The sequence below is a fragment of the Microbacterium testaceum StLB037 genome (assembly GCF_008763945.1).
In the GTDB taxonomy this organism is placed as follows: Bacteria; Actinomycetota; Actinomycetes; order Actinomycetales; family Microbacteriaceae; genus Microbacterium; species Microbacterium testaceum_G.
The window spans coordinates 669,194-687,585 of sequence record NZ_VTQH01000001.1; the positions used below are offsets into that span (position 1 = coordinate 669,194).

General features: G+C 71.7%; 15 protein-coding genes. 8 read left to right on the forward strand and 7 right to left on the reverse strand.

Features of this window, described 5'->3' with window-relative positions:
* Positions 1-191: 191 nt before the first annotated feature.
* Positions 192-824: a LysE family translocator gene (locus F9B98_RS03080; protein WP_150952711.1), complete on the forward strand. Its 633-nt coding sequence runs from the start codon at positions 192-194 to the stop codon at positions 822-824.
* A gap of 142 nt (positions 825-966) precedes the next feature.
* Here the strand turns inward: F9B98_RS03080 and F9B98_RS03085 are convergent, their stop codons facing one another.
* Positions 967-2,442, reverse strand: a complete 1,476-nt coding sequence (locus F9B98_RS03085) for an FAD-dependent oxidoreductase (protein WP_150952714.1) — start codon at positions 2,440-2,442, stop codon at positions 967-969.
* A 167-nt stretch (positions 2,443-2,609) separates the two neighbouring features.
* On the opposite strand from F9B98_RS03085, the gene F9B98_RS03090 reads away from it, so the two are divergent.
* From F9B98_RS03090 to F9B98_RS03105, 4 genes are all read left to right on the forward strand, one after another.
* Complete coding sequence (locus tag F9B98_RS03090) at positions 2,610-3,278, forward strand: TetR/AcrR family transcriptional regulator (RefSeq protein ID WP_150952717.1); 669 nt, start codon at positions 2,610-2,612, stop codon at positions 3,276-3,278.
* Positions 3,279-3,426: 148 nt separating this feature from the next.
* Positions 3,427-4,668 (forward strand): acyl-CoA dehydrogenase family protein, encoded by a 1,242-nt coding sequence (locus tag F9B98_RS03095; RefSeq protein ID WP_150952721.1) that lies wholly within the window; start codon positions 3,427-3,429, stop codon positions 4,666-4,668.
* A gap of 147 nt (positions 4,669-4,815) precedes the next feature.
* Positions 4,816-5,994 carry an AI-2E family transporter gene (locus F9B98_RS03100; RefSeq protein WP_150952724.1) on the forward strand — a complete coding sequence of 393 codons (1,179 nt, stop codon included), beginning with the start codon at positions 4,816-4,818 and terminating at the stop codon, positions 5,992-5,994.
* A gap of 4 nt (positions 5,995-5,998) precedes the next feature.
* Positions 5,999-7,042, forward strand: a complete 1,044-nt coding sequence (locus F9B98_RS03105) for an ATP-dependent DNA ligase (RefSeq protein ID WP_191966647.1) — start codon at positions 5,999-6,001, stop codon at positions 7,040-7,042.
* A gap of 738 nt (positions 7,043-7,780) precedes the next feature.
* Here the strand turns inward: F9B98_RS03105 and F9B98_RS03110 are convergent.
* Positions 7,781-9,058 carry an MFS transporter gene (locus tag F9B98_RS03110; protein ID WP_191966648.1) on the reverse strand — a complete coding sequence of 426 codons (1,278 nt, stop codon included), beginning with the start codon at positions 9,056-9,058 and terminating at the stop codon, positions 7,781-7,783.
* A gap of 55 nt (positions 9,059-9,113) precedes the next feature.
* Here F9B98_RS03110 and F9B98_RS03115 point away from each other — a divergent pair, with 55 nt between their 5' ends.
* Entirely contained in the window at positions 9,114-10,064 is a 951-nt protein-coding gene (locus F9B98_RS03115) for a DUF5937 family protein (protein ID WP_150952729.1), read from the forward strand.
* On the opposite strand, the gene ligD is transcribed toward F9B98_RS03115, so the two are convergent.
* A complete protein-coding gene (ligD, locus tag F9B98_RS03120; protein ID WP_150952732.1) occupies positions 10,061-11,086 on the reverse strand; it encodes a non-homologous end-joining DNA ligase in 1,026 nt (341 codons plus the stop codon). The genes F9B98_RS03115 and ligD overlap by 4 nt on opposite strands.
* A gap of 308 nt (positions 11,087-11,394) precedes the next feature.
* On the opposite strand from ligD, the gene F9B98_RS03125 reads away from it, so the two are divergent.
* Entirely contained in the window at positions 11,395-12,021 is a 627-nt protein-coding gene (locus F9B98_RS03125) for a DUF1684 domain-containing protein (RefSeq protein WP_150952734.1), read from the forward strand.
* 55 nt (positions 12,022-12,076) lie between these two features.
* Here F9B98_RS03125 and F9B98_RS03130 read toward each other — a convergent pair whose 3' ends face one another.
* The 3 genes from F9B98_RS03130 to F9B98_RS03140 form a co-directional block, all read right to left on the reverse strand.
* Complete coding sequence (locus F9B98_RS03130; RefSeq protein WP_150952737.1) at positions 12,077-13,171, reverse strand: SseB family protein; 1,095 nt, start codon at positions 13,169-13,171, stop codon at positions 12,077-12,079.
* A gap of 419 nt (positions 13,172-13,590) precedes the next feature.
* Positions 13,591-16,026, reverse strand: a complete 2,436-nt coding sequence (locus F9B98_RS03135; protein WP_150952742.1) for an ATP-dependent helicase — start codon at positions 16,024-16,026, stop codon at positions 13,591-13,593.
* A 267-nt stretch (positions 16,027-16,293) separates the two neighbouring features.
* Positions 16,294-16,770, reverse strand: coding sequence for a general stress protein (locus F9B98_RS03140; protein WP_150952745.1), 477 nt, complete (start codon positions 16,768-16,770; stop codon positions 16,294-16,296).
* Positions 16,771-16,910: 140 nt separating this feature from the next.
* On the opposite strand from F9B98_RS03140, the gene F9B98_RS03145 reads away from it, so the two are divergent.
* On the forward strand, positions 16,911-17,318 hold the full coding sequence (locus F9B98_RS03145; protein WP_150952748.1) for a YccF domain-containing protein: 408 nt from the start codon (positions 16,911-16,913) through the stop codon (positions 17,316-17,318).
* A 3-nt stretch (positions 17,319-17,321) separates the two neighbouring features.
* Here the strand turns inward: F9B98_RS03145 and F9B98_RS03150 are convergent, their stop codons facing one another.
* Complete coding sequence (locus F9B98_RS03150; protein WP_150952751.1) at positions 17,322-18,260, reverse strand: hypothetical protein; 939 nt, start codon at positions 18,258-18,260, stop codon at positions 17,322-17,324.
* Positions 18,261-18,392 lie beyond the last annotated feature (132 nt).

Below are 18,392 nucleotides of genomic sequence, written 5' to 3' on the forward strand. Positions count from 1 at the left end.
CTGCGGGGCGCCACTTCCGGCGGCGGGTCGCGGCTTGCGCCCGCGGCCGGGCCAAACTCCTGAGAAACCGCGCGACCACCCACCCTGAGCACGTCCGCGGCCACCGGCATCCTGAATCTCAGGAGTTGCACCCGCCGGCCCGCCGCCTCGCGCGGCACGACTCCGAAACGCGACGGCAGTACAGTTCACGCATGCCTCCGATCGAGAACCTGCTGGCGTTCGTCGCTGCGGCCTTCGTGCTCATTGTGATCCCGGGCCCGGGGGTGCTGTTCGTGATCGGCCGGTCCATCGCGCTCGGCCGACGCGCGGGCCTGCTCAGCGTGCTCGGAAACTCGATCGGCAACATCCCCGCCATCCTCGCCACGGCCTTCGGCGTCGGCGCGCTCGTCGCTTCGTCGATCGTGGCGTTCACGGTGCTGAAGATCGTCGGGGCGGCCTACTTGGTGTGGCTGGGTATCCAAGCGATCCGCCACCGTCGCGATCACGTCGCCGGACCCGCGCCCGCGCCCACGTCGCGCTGGACGCTCCTGCGTCAGGGCTTCGTCGTCGGCGTCACGAACCCCAAGACGATCGCGTTCTTCGTCGCCGTGCTGCCCCAGTTCGTCGACCCGCACGCCGGGGCCGTGTGGCTGCAGCTTCTCGCGCTCGGCCTCATCTTCCAGGCGCTGGCCGTGCTGTGCGACTCGGTCTGGGCCATCGCCGCCGGCACTGCGCGCACGTGGTTCGCGGGTTCGCCGAAGCGTCTGTCCGCGCTGTCGGGAACCGGCGGCTTCATGATGATCGGCCTCGGCGGCGCGCTCGCGCTGACCGGCGCGAAGAGCTGACGAGGCGCGCAAGCCCGAGGTCTCGGCCCTGGCGGCACGCGCGCGCGGGGTTCCGAGACGGCACCTGCCCTGACAACCCTGCGTCACGCTGCAACGGATTCGTCAGCGAGATGCAGTCTCGGCGCGAAGGAGCCGCCCCGACTCAGCGCACGCCCAGGTCTGCGGATGCCGCGCCCTCGAGCCGCGTCCCGTCCGGCGCGTAGCGCGAGCCGTCGACGGGGCTGTCCCACGAGCGTTCCGCGTCGTTCCAGGTCAGCGGGGCCGGGGCGACCACCGCGCGCGTCTGCCCCTCGATCGTCGAGACGGCCGCGGTGCGCAGCCCCTGCCGCGACACGACACCCGCGCCCTCGGCGGGGCGCTTGACCGGCGCGGGAGCCGCCGCGGCGAACGCCCCCGCCGCCACGCCCACGCGCCGCCCCGCCTCGCCGATCCCCCGGCCGAGGTCGGCGGGAACCGTCATGCGCGTGCCGATCGTGCGCATCCACTGCGGTCGGTCGCCGCGCGAGACCCCGCGGATCTCGTCGCTCAACCGCATCGCCGCGGCGGGCGCGTTGGTCAGGCCCCACCCCGCGTAACCGGTGGCGAAACGAAGGCGCCCGAGGCCTCTCGGCATCCCTCCCACAAACGGCACGAGGTTGTGCGACTGGTAGTCCTGGCCCGACCAGCGGGCGAGCTCCGCGCCGACCGGGAGCGTGCGGCGGGCCCAGGCGGCGAGCCCCTCGGCGAGCGCGACCTCCGAGGGCGCCGAGCCGACCGGATGCCGTGCCCCGGTCACAAGCAGAACGCCGCGCCCGAACGACGACGGTGCCGCGACGACGCTGCGCCCGTCGGTGCCGACCTCGCTCCACATGCCGCCGGGGGCTTCGGCATCCCCCTCCATCTCGAACGCGATCGCCCACGAACGCAGCGCGCGGGTCTTGAGGTCGTACAGGCCGCGGCGCGTGATGGGCGTGCCGGTGGCGAGCACGACGGTGTCGCCGAAGATCGTGCCGTGGTCGGTGTCGACGCGGCCGGCGGGCAGGGCGCGCACATCGGTCACACGGACGCCCGTGTGCAGGGTGGCTCCGGCCGCGACGGCGGCTTCGGCGAGGGAGCGAGAGAATGCGACGGGGTCGAGGGCGAGCTGGTCGTCGAGGGCCAGGGCGCGCACGGGGGTGCGGCCGCCGAGGTCTGCGGGGGCGTCTTCGCGAACGGGGAGGCCCGCTTCGCGCGCGGCATCGCGGACGGCGTCGAGAGCGGCATCGGTCGCGAGCCCCCGACCGAAGGTGAAGGCCGTGCGGCGATCGGCGGCGGCGCCGGCGCGCTCGGCGAGCCAGTCCAGACCGGCGCGGTTCGACTCGACGTACACCTTCACGAGGCCGGCGGGGTGGTGCGCGCGCAGCGCCGCGAGGGTCGTCCCCTGCAGAAGGGATGCCATCCCCACCGCCGCCCCGGTCGCCCCCTGCCCCACGTGCCCGGCGTCGACGATCGCGACATCGACTCCCGCCTCCGTGAGCAGGACGGCGGTCGACAAGCCGGTTATTCCGGCGCCGATGATCACGACATCGTGGCGGGCGTCGGGTTCGAACGGCGTCCCGTCGACGGGCGTCTGGTCACGGAGCCACAGGGAGGAGGTCATGCGTTCATCCCATCGCGGGCGCGGGGGTCCCGGCATCCGGTTGCCTCCGCCGCCGGAATCGTCTACCCCCGCGTGAGGGGTCGGGAACTGTCGCCCAGGGCCGCTCCCGGCGACATTTTCCGACCCTTCACGCGAGTGACGGTGCCCCCCGTCGATAGGCTCAGGGCGTGACCGACAGCGCTGCGCCCTCGAGCCGAACGGCCGTCGTGTCCGCGGCGATCGACCTCTTCGTCGAGCACGGATACGATCAGACCTCGGTCGAGCAGATCGCGCAGGCCGCGGGGGTGTCGCGGTCGACGTTCTTCCGGCAGTTCGGCGGTAAAGAGGACGTCGTGTTCGCCGACCACGAGGTGCTGCTGACCGAGACGCGCGCGTACCTCGCGCAGCCGCACGATGATCCGTGGGCGGCGGTCAGCGAGGCGTGCATGCGGGTGTTCCGGCACTTCGCCGCCGACCCCGAGGTGGCGCGGCGCCGGTACGCGATCGTGCGGCAGGTTCCGGGGCTCCGGGATCGCGAGATCGTGACGGTCTTCCGATACGAGCGTCTGTTCGACGAGTACCTGCGCGAAGCGCTCCCCGGTCTCGACCCCCTGGACGCCGTGGGCTTCGCGGCCTCGGTCACAGCCGTGCACAACCACGTGCTGCGGCGGCTGATGCGGGGCGCGCGGGTGCCGGCATCCGTTCTCCGTCGTGCGCTCGACGACGTGCTGCGCCGGTACGGCGTGCACCCCGGCGGTGACGACGCGGCCGGCGACGACCTGATCGTCGCGGCGTTCCCGCGGCGCATGCCCGCCGCGGAGGTCACGCGGCGCCTGCGCGGGGCGCTCGGCGACTGAGCTCCGGCGCGCGGCCGCACCGCCTGTGGATCGAGTGTCCAAGACACCCGGACGCCCCGGAGAATCGTCCGCATGTTCGGGACACTCATCGCGTGTGACCTGCCAGAACGCGTGACACTGAGTCCCAGAATGAGCGATACTGGGACCCATGACCATCGACGCCGATGCCCGCACGCTCCCCGGAGAGCGCGTCGCCCACTACGACCTGCTGGGCCGCCGCGACACCGACTACTACGCGGTGTTCGCCGACATCCCCGACGCCGACCGCGCGATCTGGGACACCGCCAAGGCCTTCGCCGACGAGGTCGGCACCCGCATGCAGGGCGAGTGGGATGCCGCGAGCTACCCGATCGACCTGGTGAAGCGCATGGGCGAGCTCGAGCTGTTCACCGATGGCATCGAGCACGACGAGCTCCCGTACACCTCGCCCCTGGCCGCGGGCCTGGTCAACATGGAGGTTTCTCGCCACGACGGCTCCCTCGCCACGGCCCTCGCCGTGCAGGGCGGGCTCGCGCTGCGGACGCTGGCGTTCTACGGCTCGCCCGAGCAGCAGCAGCGTTGGCTGAAGCCCCTCGCCGACGGCACCGTGCTCGGCGCCTTCGCGCTGACCGAGCCCGACCACGGTTCCGACTCCGTCTCTCTCGAGACCACCGCGACGCGCACCGACGACGGCTGGTCGCTCAGCGGCACGAAGAAGTGGATCGGCAACGGCGCCTCCGGCGGCATCACCTTCGTGTGGGCTCGCGTCGAGGACGAGGGCGCCGACGATCACGGGAACGTCCGCTGCTTCCTCGTCGAGCAGGACACCCCGGGTTACACGGGCACCGTCATCACCGGGAAGGTGTCGCTCCGCGGCATCCATCAGGCCCATATCGCGATGGACGACGTGCGTCCTCCCGCGGATGCCGTGCTGCCCGGCACCCATACCTTCAAGGACGCATCGGTCGTGCTGTTCGCCACCCGCTCGGGCGTCGCGTGGTCGGCGCTCGGCCACGCGACCGCCTGCTACGAGATCGCGCGGACATATGCCACCGAGCGCATGCAGTTCGGAAGGCCCCTCGCGAAGTTCCAGATGGTGCAGGAGCGTCTCGCGCAGATGCTCGACGAACTGACCGCGATGCAGCTGTACTGCCGCCGCCTCGCCGATCTCGAGTCGTCGGGCGGCCTGCGCCCCACCCAGGCGTCGCTGGCGAAGTACCACAACACCCGCGCCGCGCGCCGGGTCGCCGCGATCGCCCGCGATCTGCTCGGCGGCAACGGCATCCTGCTCGAGAACGGCGTCATGCAGCACATGGCCGACATCGAGGCGATCCACACATACGAGGGCACCGAGAGCGTCCAGGCACTCCTGCTCGGTCGCGACATCACGGGCATGAGCGCGTTCGTCTGATCCCGGATGCCGGGCTCCCGGCGCACCGGCCATCTCACGGTCGGAGCCCGCGGAACGACGGGGTTTCCGGCATCCCCCGCCCTATCCGGCGGCGCTGCGACGCGCAACCTCCGCGGCCATGTCGGAGGCCCCCGCTACCGTGTGAGCATGGGCCTGTTCTCTCGTCACCCCGCGCCGCGCGACGCCGTCAACTCGGTCGCCCAGGCGGTCCAGACCCCGCCGAAGAGCCTGTGGGCCGATGGCTTCGGGCGGCTCGCCGTGCGCGCCGTGCAGATCATCGTCGTGGTGCTGCTGGTCGCGGGTCTCATCTGGGGCATCCGGCAGGTGACCCTCGTCATCATTCCGCTCATCCTGGCGCTCATCTTCGCCTCGGCCTTCGGCCCGGTGACCATGTGGATGCGGCGCAAGGGCGTGCCCGCGGTGATCGCGACGTTGCTGACGCTGTTGGCCGTCGTCGTGGTGCTGACCGCCCTGGGCTGGCTCGTCGTCAACGCCGTGATCAACCAGTGGCCCACGCTCAGCTCTCAGGCCGTCGAGGGCTTCCAACAGGCCCAGGACTGGTACCACACGCTGCCCTTCGCCATCTCGCAGGACCAGGTGAATCAGGCCGTCCAGGGCATCCAGGGCTTCCTGACCAGCTCCGACTTCGGCACGAGCGCCCTCGCCGGCGTCAGCGCCGTGGCTTCGTTCGCGACGGGCTTCGTGTTGATGGTCGTCATCCTGTTCTTCTTCCTCAAAGACGGACCCCGCATGTGGGAGTTCGTCCTGCGCCCCTTCCACGGCGGCGACTACGACCGGGCGCGCCGCATCGGCGACAAGACGGTGACCGTCCTCGGCTCGTACGTCCGCGGCACCGCCTCCGTCGCGGCCGTCGACGCGATCGGCATCTACATCGGTCTGCTGATCCTGCAGGTGCCCCTGGCCCTGCCGCTCGCCGTCCTCGTCTTCCTGCTCGCGTTCATCCCGATCGTGGGTGCCGTCACCGCCGGCATCCTGGCCGCGCTGGTGGCGCTCGTGACCAACGGATGGGTCGTCGCCCTGATCGTCGTCGGCGTCGTCGTGCTCGTGAACCAGCTCGAGGGCAACTTGCTGCAGCCCGTCCTTATGGGGCGCACGATGAAGCTGCACTCGTTCGTCGTGCTGGTGGTGCTGGCCGGCGGTACCGCGATCGGCGGCATCCTGGGCACCCTCCTCGCCGTCCCGCTGACAGCGGTGGTGTGGGGCATCATCAGCGTCTGGAACGGCGACGACAAGCCCGCCGAGTGGGCGCGCCGCAAGAAGCGCCGCAACCCCGTGCCGCTGGCCGGGGGCGAGAGCAAGGACTGATCCCGTGGGCTACGACATCCCCGCACCGATGCTGGCGAAGTCGGTGCCTCAGGTTCCCGAGCACGCCAAGGTCGAGGGCGGGTTCAGCTACGAGCCCAAGTGGGACGGCTTCCGCGCCCTGGTGTCGTGGGACGGCACCGACGTCGAGATCGGCAGCCGGGGCGCGAAGCCGTTGACCCGGTACTTCCCGGAGCTGGTCGCGGCATTCGCCGAGATCCTGCCTGAGCCGTGCCTCATCGACGGTGAGGTGGTCGTCGCGCGCGGAGAGCCCGGCGACCAGCGCCTCGATTGGGAAGCCCTGTCGCAGCGTATCCACCCCGCGGCGTCTCGCGTGAACATGCTCGCGGGAGAGACGCCGGCGATGTTCATCGCCTTCGACCTGCTCGCCCGCGGCGACCGCGACCTGCAGAACGAGCCGTTCTCCGAGCGGCGCACGCAACTCGAAGACCTGCTGGGCGATGTTCCCCACCCCGTGCACGTCACGCGGACGACGGACGACCCCGATCTCGCACGCCGGTGGCTCGCGGAGTTCGAGGGCGCGGGCCTCGACGGCGTGATCGCCAAGCCCCTCGCCCAGCCCTACGCGCCGAACAAGCGCACGATGTTCAAGATCAAGCACGCCCGCACCGCCGACGTGGTCGCTCTCGGCTACCGCATCCACAAGTCGGGCGAGGGCGTGGGTTCGCTGCTCGTCGGCCTTTACGACGACGAGGGCCGCCTTCACGGCGTCGGCGGCGTCTCGGCGTGGACCGACAAGAAGCGGCGCGAGCTCATCGACGAACTCGCCCCGTTGGTGGAACGCGACGCCGACGGCGAGGCCGTCGTCGGCGAGACCGACCGCTCGCGCTTCTCGGCGTCGAAGGACGTATCGTTCGTGCGCCTGCGCCCCGAGCTCGTGCTCGAGGTGCGCTACGACCAGCTCGAGGGCATGCGCTTCCGCCACGCCGTGCAGTTCGATCGCTGGCGCCCCGACCGCGACGCCCGCTCCTGCACCTTCGCGCAGCTCGAGACGGTGTCGTCGTACGACCTGGGCGACGTCCTGGACTGACTCTGGCGGTAGGCCGGGGGCATGGCATCCGCCCCCGCTCGTGGTCGGCGCGCCCGCGGATCCGCTCGCGCCGCCGCCCGCAACGAGAACAGGGGATGCCACGGGAACAGGCCGAAATCCGCGCAAACCCCCTGTCCTCAGCGCACTCCCCTGTCCCGGTGACGCGCCGATCCCGAGCAACCCCGCCCCGCGCCCACCCGACGCGGCTCCGCGCCCCGTCCGGCGCCGCGCCGCGCCGCCACCCGCCACCCGCCACCCGCCACCCGCCACCCGCCACGAGAACAGGGGATGCCACGAGAACAGGCCGAAACCCGCGCAAACCCCCTGTCCTCAGCGCACTCCCCTGTCCCGGTGACGCGCCGATCCCGAGCAACCCCGCCCCGCGCCCACCCGACGCGGCTCCGCGCCCCGTCCGGCGCCGCGCCGCGCCGCCACCCGCCACGAGAACAGGGGATACCACGAGAACAGGCCCAAACCCGCGAAAACCCCCTGTCCTCAGCGCACTCCCCTGTCCCGGTGACGCGCCGACCCCGAGCAACCCCGCCCCGCGCCCACCCGACGCAGCTCCGCGCCCCGTCCGGCGCCGCGCCGCGCCGCCACCCGCCACCCGCCACCCGCCACCCGCAACGAGAACAGGGGATGCCACGGGAACAGGCCGAAACCCGCGCAAACCCCCTGTCCCCGGCGCACTCCCCTGTCCTGGTGACACCGGCCCCGAGGCGTCCGAGCCCCGGGCCCTCAGCGGCGCGACGCGGCCTCCGCCCGCCGGGCGATCACGACGACACCCCCGGCCGCCACGGCGAACATCGCAGCCAGGATCGCCCACCCAGCCCCGCCCAGGTCGATCGCTGTCAGCGTCACCACGGCGGGCGCGATCATCGACCCCACCGCGTATCCCGTGCCGTAGACGCCCTGGTAGCTACCCATGCGCTCCTGAGGAGCGAGGTCGAAGCTCAGGTTCCAGCCCGCCGCGCTCGAGGTGATCTCGGCGAGCGAGTGCACGACGGCCGCGGCCAGCAGCACGAGGATCACCAGCGTCACCGGCCCCCACCCCTCGCCTTCGACCCATCCGGCTCCCGCCCACAGCGCGCACGCGGCGACCATGAGCCACCCCGCCCGTGTCATCGCGCGTCCTGCGCCGGCGAAGGTTCCGGTTCCGCGGCTCATGCGCACCTGCAACAGCACGACGACGATCGTGTTGACCAGCAGCAGCGGGCTCACCACGACGTCGGGCGCGATCGTGTGCGCGACGACCCACAGCGGCACGGCGATCTCGAAGACCCCGAATTGGATGCCGAATACCCCCATGAGTGCGGTCAACCACAGGAAGCGCGGGTCGCGGTACGGACTCCGCGGGTTCGTCGTCGCTGTGGTCGACGAGGATTCGGCATCCGGAGTCTGCCGCTGGACATCGACGCGGTGCGGGTCCAGTCCCGCCACGAGGAAGGCCACGACGAGGAAGAGCGCGCCGGCGATCGTCATCGTGAGCTGGAACGCGAAGGCCGTGCCGAGGGCGAGGGGGATGGCGGCGAGCGCCGTGCCGACCCCGATGCCGATGTTGGTCACCGTGCGCATCGTGGCGCGGATGCGGACGCGATCCCGGCCGAGGAAAGCGCGCCCCACGGCCGCGGAGCGAACGCTCTGGCCACCGCGCTGGGCCAACAGCACGAGAGAGGCGACGACGACCAGCGTCGGGAGGTCGCGCACGAAGAGGTATCCCATCAGCCCCACGCTCTGCACGAGGTGCAGGACGACGAGCATGCGCCGCGCGCTGAGGCGGTCGGAGAGGTGCCCGAAGGTGAGGGAGCTCGCGACACCGACCGCGCCGGCGATCGTGAGTCCGATGCCGACCGTGACCGGCTCGAGGCCCACGATGAGAGTGAGGTAGAGCGTGGTCAGGGTGAAGAACGCGCCGCGCGCGAGGGTGTCGACCAGGGTGATGGTGAGCAGGCGACGCAGGGTCGTGTCGGTCTGCATGAGGGTTTTCAGGGGGACGGTCGGGGTCGTGCTGGTCACGGCTCCATTCGACCCGGGCGCTCGGCGCGGTTCAACGGATGTAGCGTGGGGCTTCATGATCCGATACGAACTGGATGCCGCCGACATCTCGGCGATCCGCTTCGGCATCTCACCCCTGTCCGAACTCGGGCTCGGTCTGCGCGCCTTCGCGCAGCCGGACGGCTTCCCGCTGCAGCGACCGTGGCTCGAGAGGATCGCCCCCGTGCGTCCGCTGCTCGACCTCGAGGTGCTGCTCTCGCTCGTCAACGACCGCACGTGGACCGCCGACTTCGTGAACCCCCGACCGGCGTCCCCGCTGACCTCGCTCGACGATGAGCTCGCCGCCCTGGGGCGCATCTCCCGCGCGCACTTCCTCACCGACCTCGAGCGCGTGCACGGCGAGGTGCCCGCGGTGTTCCGCGGCCGGCACGACCTCGTTCTCACACGTCTGCAGCGCGCCCTCGCCACCGCGTGGGACCTGTGCTTCGCCCCGCACTGGGCGCGTATGAGCACCGTGCTGCGCGCCGACATCGCCTACCGCGGACGTATCGCCGCGCAGGCCGGAATGGGCACGGTGCTCAACGGACTGTCGGATGCCGCCCGCTACGACGGCCGCCACCTCGACGTGCGGCTCTGGAACCCCGAGATCCGCCGTCGCCCGGTGCAGGGCGACGGGCTCACGCTCGTCCCCTCGATCTTCACCGTCCGCGTCTCGACTCCCATCGACGACGATCTCCCGCCGACGGTGATGTACCCCGCTCGCGGCCAGGGGGCCATGTGGTCGACGAGCGGGCAGCCCGAGCCCGACGCCGTGTCCGACCTGCTCGGGCGGACGCGCGCGACGCTGCTCGCGGCGCTGGGCGAGCCGGCGTCCTCGACCGATCTCGCCCTGCGCCTCGGGGTGTCGACCTCGGCGATCAACCAGCACCTGCGCGTGATGGAGCGGGCGGGCCTGCTCAACCGCGCTCGCTACGGGCGTGCGGTGCTGTACTACCGCAGCGCCGCGGGCGACGCGCTGACGCCTTAGGCGTCCGGGTTCTTCGCCCGGGAGGGCTGCACGCGCGGAGGCTCGCCCGGCATCTTCGGGAACTCCGGCGGGAACGGCAGCTCGCCCAGGCCGTTGTCGACGTCACGCTGCCACCACTCCAACAGAGTGTCGATACGGCCGGGCGCCTCGGCGAACCCCGCCCACGGATCGCCGATGGATGCCAACCGCTCGGGCACCGAGCGCACGGTGAACGCGAGCGGGTCGAGGTCGTCGAGCTCGTCCCAGCTCACCGGCGTCGACACGGTCGCGGTGGGCAGGGCTCGCGGCGAGTAGGCACCGGCCATCGTCCGGTCGCGGTTCGCCTGGTTGAAGTCGACGAAGATGCGCTCACCCCGCTCCTCCTTCCACCAGCTGGTGGTCACGGCATCCGGCATCCGTCGTTCCAACTCTCGGGCCGCCGCGATGACCGCATGCCGCACGTCGAGGAACTCGTGGGTGGGCTCGATCGGGCAGAAGACGTGCAGGCCGCGGTTGCCGCTGGTCTTGATCCAGGCCTCGAGGCCCGCTTCGCGCAGGACCGTCCGCAGCTCGTGCGCGGCGGTGACGGCCTCGGCGATGCCCGTGCCCGGCTGCGGATCGAGGTCGATACGCAGTTCGACCGGGTGGTCGGCGTCGCTCGCGAGCGAGGCCCAGGGGTGGAACACGATCGTGTTCATCTGCGCCGCCCAGACCGCCGACGCGATCTCGCCGAGGAAGAGCTGCGGATGCCGGCGCCCACTGTTGTACGTCACGGTCACGGCCTCGACGAAGTCGGGAGCGCCCTTCGGCGGGTTCTTCGAGAAGAACGCCTCGCCGCCCACGCCCTCGGGGAAGCGCTCGAGCGACACCGGCCGGTGCCCGTTCGCCGCGATGAAGGGGTCGGCGACGGCGATCAGGTACTCGGCCAGCTCGCGCTTGGTGATGCCCACCTCGGGCCACAGCACGCGATCGGGGTTCGAGATCCCCACCTCGCGGTCGCCCGCGGGGCCGGGCACGGTCAGCGTGATGCGGGGGGATGCCATGACCCGACGCTAGTGCGCGGCCCGGGGTCGTGTCTGCCCCTTGCCGGCGCCCGGGTGGGGCGATGCCCGGGTGGTGGGGCGCGCTTCGTGGCCCCGGGGCGCTCGGGTGGGGAGCCGCACCCGCACCGGGGCGCGTCCCGTGGCCCCGGGGCGCTCGGGTGAGGGGCCGCCCCCGCACCGGGGCGCGCCCCGTGGCCCCGGGGCGTAGGCCGTGGACCCGGGGCCACCCGCACGCGCCACCCCGACGCGCGGCGAGCCGCGTGTCCAGCCCGAGTGCTGGCATCCGGCCGCCGTTTACGCTCGAGAACATGACCACCGCAGCCGCCCGGACCGCCCTCGACATCGCTGACTGGCGCCGCCGCGTCTTCGCGCTGTACGACGCGGTGCGCGAAGCCGACGACCCCGAAGACGCCCACGAGCTGTGGCGCATCGAGCGTGACGCTCTCTTCGCCGATCACCCCGCCACTCCCCTGTTGCCGGAGCAGCGCGAGGGCTTCGTCGGTCTTCCGCTCGCGCCCTACGACGCGGCGTGGAGATTCGAGGTGCCCCTGCTCGACGCCGACGAGGCCTCATTCGTCGCCACGACCGGAACCGACGGCGAGGTCGGCTTCGAGCGCATCGGCCGCGTCGAGCTTCCCGACACCGGATCGCTCGACGTGTGGCGGCTGACCTCGTACGGGGGCGGGTTGTTCGTGCCGGTTCGGGATGCCGCGGCCGGACGCCCCGGCGGCACATACGGCGGCGGACGCTACCTGCTCGATACGATCAAGGGCGCCGACCTCGGCCGCGGGGCCGCCCCCGACAGCCTCGTCATCGACTTCAACTTCGCGTACAACCCCTCGTGCGCGTACGACCCGATGTGGGCCTGCCCGCTGGCCCCGGCGGGCAACGTGCTGCCGGTGTCCGTACCGGTCGGCGAGTTGTACGGGGTCTGACAGAACGACGGCGGGCCGCCCCCGAGAGGGAGCGGCCCGCCGTTTCGTCATCGGGTCAGGCGGTGGGCTCGGCTCCCTCGTCCGCCAGGGCGATCACCGGGGCGAGCTCGTCGCGGTCGATGCGAATCCAGGGACCGGCCGGATCGATCAGGATGCCGGTGAGCCCGGCGTCCCCGGCCAGCGCCTTCGCCAGCTGTGTGCGCTGGATGGGCAGCGGCTGGTCGCCACGGCCGAGAGCGAGAAGCTCCAGGGGGTGCGTGAAGACCTCGAGGAAGCGCTCTCCCACCGCGGAGCGCGACTCGGCGACGCCGATGGGGCCGCCCTCCTCGGAGCGGTTCACGCCGATCCACAGGGGCGCCTCGGCGACGATCGCCTCGACGATCGTGGATGCCGTGGAGTCGTCGCGCGTCTCGCACAGCGCGGTCTTGATGCGCAGTTCGGGATCGACCTCGGCGACCATGCGCTCGAGGAGCGCCTTGGGCAGCACCGCGCGGTTCGGCTGGGAGGCGGGGTCGAGGATGATGCCCGCGTACGGTCCGGCCAGCACGTGCCGCAGCAGCGCCATGACGGGCTGACCCATCGCGGAGGTGTCGCGATCGCCGTCGGCGTCGACGCTGGCGCGCAGGGCCATGCCCCCGCTGTACGCGAGGACGAGCTGCTCGTCGCCGTTGTTGGCGACGGCGAGAGGCAGGTCCTTGCCCTCGGCGAGGAGAGCGCGAGCGTCGCCCTTCACGCGGAGGAAGACGTGTCCCTGCAGCAGCTGCCGCGCGATGTTGAGCAGCTGAGCGGGCTCGGGCTGACCCTCGATCTCGGCGAGGGCATTGCCCAGCAGGACGTTGTCGCGGAGCCCCGGCACCGTCTCGGGAGCTTCGGGGGCCTCCATCGGTCCCGGCTGGCGGGCCGACGGGCGGGCCGCTGCCGGCGGAGCCGTCGAGGGATCGGGCGCGTCGGGGGCGGCACCCACCCCGCGGAACGACGACATCGAGATGCCCACGGTGGGAGCGGCCTCGGCCGGAACCTCTGCGGCGGGAGCGGCGTCGCTCGGGCCGGCGGGATCGACGGGCTGTTCGCCCGGCTCGATGGTGGTGTCGGGGCGGTCGGCCGATACGTCGTCGGAATCGGACTTCTTGCGGCGCGAGAAGAGAGCCATTGTTTCAGCCTAGCCGGGGCACTCCCCCGCGCGGTCCGCGGGACGCGCTCCGCGGGGTGGGCTGGCCGCGACCCGCGGGCGCGGCGCCCAGCGCGCTCCGCGCCTGCGGTGGGCGCCGCGCCTGCGGTGGGCGCCGCGCCTGTGACGCCGGCGGACCCACATGCCGGTTTGGGGCGGGAGATTCCGTTTGGGGCGCGATCTTTCACGCCCCGAACGGAAGAACGCGCCCCAAACCGGGAAATGCGCCCCACACCGCAAAACAGGCCCCACACCGGGAGGCTCCGGCACCCGGCCCGTCGCCGCGACCCCACCGGCACGCGCTTCGCCGGTTTGGGGCGGGAGATTCCGTCCGGGGCGCGCTTTTCCCCGCCCCGAACGGAAGAACGCGCCCCAAACCGGGGCTCCCCGGCGCCCGGCCCCTAGAGCTTCGTGATCGGCGCGATCTTGACGAGCAGCTTCTTGGGCCCGACGGTGTCGAAGCGCACGTGCGCCACGCGCTTCGCGCCCTCGCCGGTCACGGCGTCGACACGACCCTCGCCGAAGTCGTCGTGGCGGATGCGGTCACCCGACGCGAGCTGCATGTCGCCGTTGTCACGCACCTTCGCCGGAATGCGGTTGGGGAACTTGCTCGGGTCGGCCGGCGCGCGCTTGGGCAGCGGAACGAGGTCGTCGCCGTAGCGGTTTCCCCCTCCGGGCTGGCCGGGGCGGCGTCCGCCTCGGGCGTTGAGGGCGCGCGACTGCGAGCCGCCTCGACCGTTGACGTCTCCGGGCGACTGCCGCCAGTCGATGAGGTCGGCAGGGATCTCCTGCAGGAACCGGCTGGGCATCGCCACCGTGACCTCGCCGAACTGCGCGCGCGTCATCGCGAGCGAGACGTGCAGGCGCTTGCGGGCGCGCGTGATGCCGACGTAGAACAACCGGCGCTCCTCCTGCGGACCGCCCGGCTCGTTCGCCGAGATGCGGTGCGGCAGCAGATCTTCCTCGACGCCGGTGAGGAACACCGCGTCGTACTCGAGGCCCTTGGCCGTGTGCAGGGTCATCAGCGACACCGAGCCCGACGCGTCGTCGAGGTCGTCGGCATCGGCCACGAGGGTGACCTCGGTCAGGAAGTCGATGATCGTGCCCTCGGGGTTGTTGCGCGCGAATTCGCGCGTCACCGCGACGAGCTCGTCGAGGTTCTCGAGGCGCGCCTCGTCTTGAGGGTCTTTGCTCGCGCGCAGGGCGTCGAAGTAGCCGCTCTTGTTCAGCAGCAGCGTGAGGCCTTCGGTGACCGAGGTGGAGGGGGCGAGCTCTCCGGATGCCGGGAGCATGATCGCCGTGGCTTCGGTGAGCACCGCGTCGAGCTGATCGATGGCCTTCTGCAGCTTGGGGCCGACGCCGATCTGGGCCGAATTGGCCAGGGCATCGCGGAAGGTGATGTCGTGCTCGGCGGCGTAGCGGGCGATGGCCGTCTCGGTGACGTCGCCGATCCCGCGGCGCGGGCGGTTGAGGATGCGCCGGAGGGCCATCGAGTCGGCGGGGTTGGCGACCGCGATGAGGTACGCGAGCGCGTCTTTGATCTCGGCGCGCTCGTAGAACTTGGTGCCGCCCATGATCTTGTACGGCACGGCGGAACGGATGAAGATCTCTTCCAGCGCGCGGGACTGCGAGTTGGTGCGGTAGAACACCGCGACGCCCGAGTACGGCAGCCCCTTCTTGTGCAGCGCCTCGATCTCGTCGGCGACGAACTGGGCCTCGTCATGCTGCGAGTAGCCGGTGAAGCCGATGATCGGGTCGCCCGCACCGACGTCGGTCCACAGCTTCTTGTCTTTGCGGTCGAAGTTGTTCGCGATGACGGCGTTGGCGGCCGACAGGATGTTCTGCGTCGACCGGTAGTTCTGCTCGAGCAGCACGACCTTGGCACCCGGGTAGTCGCGCTCGAACTCGCTGATGTTGCGGATGTCGGCACCGCGGAACGCGTAGATCGACTGGTCGGAGTCGCCGACGACGGTGAGCGAGGCGGCGTCTTCGCCCGCGGGCTCGGCGTCGAAGATCATCATGCCGCCGGACGAGAACGGCTCGGCGTCGGACCCCGGAGGACGGGTGAGCTCGTGGATGAGCGCGTACTGCGCGTGGTTGGTGTCTTGGTACTCGTCGACCAGGATGTGCCGGAACCGCTTGCGATAGCGATCGGCGACCTGCGGGAACGCGCGGAACAGGTAGACGGTCTGGGCGATGAGGTCGTCGAAGTCGAACGCGTTGGCGCGCTGCAGCTCGCGCTGGTACGAGCCGAAGATCTCGACGAACACACGCTCGGCCGGGTCGCTCATGTTGGCGGACCGCGCGTAGGACTCGGCATCCGCCAGCTCGTTCTTCAGCTTCGAGATGCGGCTCTGCGTGCCCGCCGGGGTGAGGCCGAACGAGTCGCCCTCGTGCTCTTTGACGAGTCGCTTGATGAGGGCGCGCGAGTCGCCGGAGTCGTAGATGGTGAACGACTTGGTGAAACCGAACTGCTCGGCCTCGCGGCGCAGGATGCGCACGCACGCCGAGTGGAAGGTCGAGATCCACATGCCGTCGGCCTTCTGCCCGATGAGCTGGTGGACGCGCTCGCGCATCTCGCCGGCGGCCTTATTCGTGAAGGTGATCGCGAGGATCTGGCTGGGGTAGGCCTCGCGCGTGCGCAGGAGCGAGGCGATGCGGCGCGTGAGCACGCTCGTCTTGCCCGAACCGGCGCCCGCGACGATGAGCAGCGCCTGGCCGCGGTAGGTCACGGCCTCGCGCTGCGGACCGTTCAGCCCCTCGAGGAGATCGGCGTCGGGTCGGGCCGACGAGGGCGCGGGGCCGTCGAAGATGAGGGGCGTGGAGGCATCGGTCATGGCGGGTCAAGTCTAGGCGGGGCCTCCGACATCGGTCCCGGCCCGCCTCAGACCCGGCCGCGCACCTGTCGCCAGGTGGCCCCGGGGCCACCTCCACCGCCCCGGGGCCACGGCGCGCGCCCCAGAACTGCCACTGCCCCCGGGCGGCAGGCCACCGGGCAGCAACCAAGCCCCAGACCCCGACCCGAAACCAGGCCCCGAACCCCAGCCCGGAACCGACCCCCAGACCCGGGCCGCAGGCCTCCGGCCCGAGACCCGCAGCCCCGCCTACGCCCGCGCTTCGCCCGCCGCACCCGACGACAGCAGCGACTGCGCGCGCGAGAAGTGCTCGGCATCCACGGTCACATCCCACCGCTCGGCCTCGAAGCCCTGAACCGACGAGAAATCGCGGCGGCCACCCGTGAAGGCGTGCCCGGCGAAACCGAAGACCGCGCCCCACACCGCACCGAGCACGAGGCCCAGCAGCACGAAACCGAGGAAGCCGTTGACGCTGAGCAGGCCGATCAGCACGCCGATCATCAGACCGAACCAGGCTCCGGACGCGGCTCCCAGGCCCGCGGCGCGACCGCGCGTAAGGCGTCCCGTCACCTGCTCGACGATGCGCACGCCGGTCCCCACGATCGCGGTGTGCTCGACGGGGAAGCCCGCGTCGGACAAGCGGTCGACGGCCGCCTGGGCGCCGGTGTAGTCGCTGAAGCTCGACAGGACGCGTCGTTCGGGCGTGGCACGGGTGATGTCGGACATGGCGGTTCCCTTCGCTCGGTGGCCTCACGCTAACGGCGCCGAGTGCACGCGGCGGGGCGGTTGCGCGCCGGGCTCGCCCGGGTTAGCGGCGCAGAGTCAAACCCCGGATGCCACACAGCCGACGCCGCGATGATGTTTCCATGCGCCTGATCCTCAACGTCCTCTGGCTCGTCCTCTCGGGCTTCTGGCTCTTCCTCGGCTACCTCGCCGCGGGGGTCGTGCTGTGCATCCTCATCATCACGATCCCGTGGGGCATCGCGTCGTTCCGCATCGGCCTGTACGCCCTGTGGCCGTTCGGTCGCGAGATCGTCGCGAAGCGGTCGGCGGGCGTGGGCTCGTTCCTCGGCAACGTCGTGTGGGTGATCCTCGCGGGGTGGTGGCTGGCCCTGGGCCACATCTTCACCGGGCTGCTGCTGTGCGTGACGATCATCGGCATCCCTCTGGGGATCGCGAACTTCAAGCTGGTTCCGGTCTCGCTCATGCCCCTCGGCAAAGAGGTGCGCGAGATCGGTCGCGGCGGACCGTTCGATCAGTCCCTCGGCCGCTGACGCTCAGCGCGCCGAGCGCACGTACACGCGGCGCGGCAGGGCGAGCAGGATGCCGACCACCACGGCGATCCCGCCGATCACGGCTGTGGCGGTGAGGACCTCGAGGGGGAACGCCCCTTCACGCGGCCCGGTGAAGCGCGCGAGATCCCAGGGCAGCACGCCGATCTGCTCGTTCCACGAGCGCAGGGCGTCGCGGGCGCCCATCGTCGCGATCGTCGCGGCGGGAAGCGCGTAACCGACGCCGATGCCGGCGATCGCGACACCCGCGGCACGGCGTCGACCGAGCTGAGCCGAGAGGGACCAGCCGGCCACGACGAACACCCACGCGACGAGGGCGAAGGCGACCGCGAGATAGACGATGCGCACCCACGGCTGCGCCCAGAGCGTCGACCAGATCCCCTCGGGCCCGCCGAGCGACACGGCCAGCAGCGCCACGACGCAGCGCAGAACGAGAGCGCCGCCCACCGCGGCGATGATCGGCCAGGGTGAGCGGCGAGCGAGGAGCAGACGCACGGCGACGGCGAACACGAGCCAGCCGGCGACCGCGATGAGCATGCCCCACAGCCCGTCGCGCGGCGTCTGCACCACCCGCGTCAGCACGAGCAGCGCCCCGGGCACGAGGATCATGAGCCAACGGTCGAGCGGCAGCAGGCCCAGGCTCGACTCGCGCGCCCGCCAGGGCCGGGTCGAGGCGATCCACGAGGCGCGCGCGGCGGCGGCGCCGGGGCGGCGGACCAGCCGCGTGCGGGCGGCGATCGCGCCGATCAACAGCCAGACGACCCCGCCGGCGAGCAGCACGCGCGCGACCCATTCCGTGACGGGGTCGATCTCCATCTGCTCGCGTGCGAACGGATCCACCAGAACGGCGAGAACCGTGCCGACGGCGAGGAGGATCGCGACGATGCTCAGAGCCAGGATGCCTCGCCCCGCCGTCGTCGCCATGCACCTACGTTACCCGCCCGCTTCGGGCCTCCCGAACAGCCGGCGGCGAGCGCCGGGACGGGTGAACTCGCGGGGCGCCGGAGTGCCGGCATCCGGTGGACGAAAAGCGATTCCGGATGCCGGGACCCCGCC